The 579-nt window shown below is 67.9% G+C and carries 1 protein-coding gene; it reads right to left on the bottom strand.

All coding sequences use genetic code 11. The features are described 5' to 3' along the window. Window positions 1–20: 20 nt before the first annotated feature. Window positions 21–579: TonB-dependent receptor (locus tag BRX43_RS20090; RefSeq protein ID WP_125996802.1), on the bottom strand; the 559-nt coding region annotated here is incomplete at its 5' end.

Genomic DNA, 579 nt, shown 5'->3' with positions numbered 1-579 from the left:
TTGTATTAGATACAGGTCGGCTACCATGCGACGCTGACCCTGCGCGGGCGCAACCTGACCGACCGCTTCCATGGCGAATATAGCGGATAGCCGCTATATTCGCCATGGAAGCGGTCGGTCAGGTTGCGCCCGCGCAGGGTCAGCGTCGCATGGTCGCCGACCGGCACCGACAGGCTGGCATCGACCAGCCGGTGGCCGGCGACGCGGATGCTGTTCGCCGTGTCGGTGTAGAAGGCCCCCGCCCCACGCAGGAACCCGCCCAGCGTCACCCGCCCGATCGTATAGAACGCCGATCCGTTGACCGTGGTCGCCGGCACGTTGATCGGCCGCTTGCCGCTGCGATCGACCCGCACCCCGCCGACCAGCTCGGACAGTCGGTCATAGCGCGCATCGGTATAGGCGAGGCCCGCCGACAGGCGCAGCGGCGCGACCGGCTGGACGCTGGCCGACAGTTCGGCCCCGCGCGACGACTGGCGACCGCCCTGTACGCTCAGCGCGGGATGATCGGGATCGCGGGTCAGGATGTCGCGCTGTTCGATCCGATAGACCGCGGCGGTAAGGCTGCCCATACCTCGTATA

Source organism: Sphingomonas sp. S-NIH.Pt15_0812, from assembly GCF_003951315.1.
GTDB lineage: Bacteria > Pseudomonadota > Alphaproteobacteria > Sphingomonadales > Sphingomonadaceae > Sphingomonas.
This window is presented reverse-complemented; position numbering and strand designations above follow the sequence as displayed.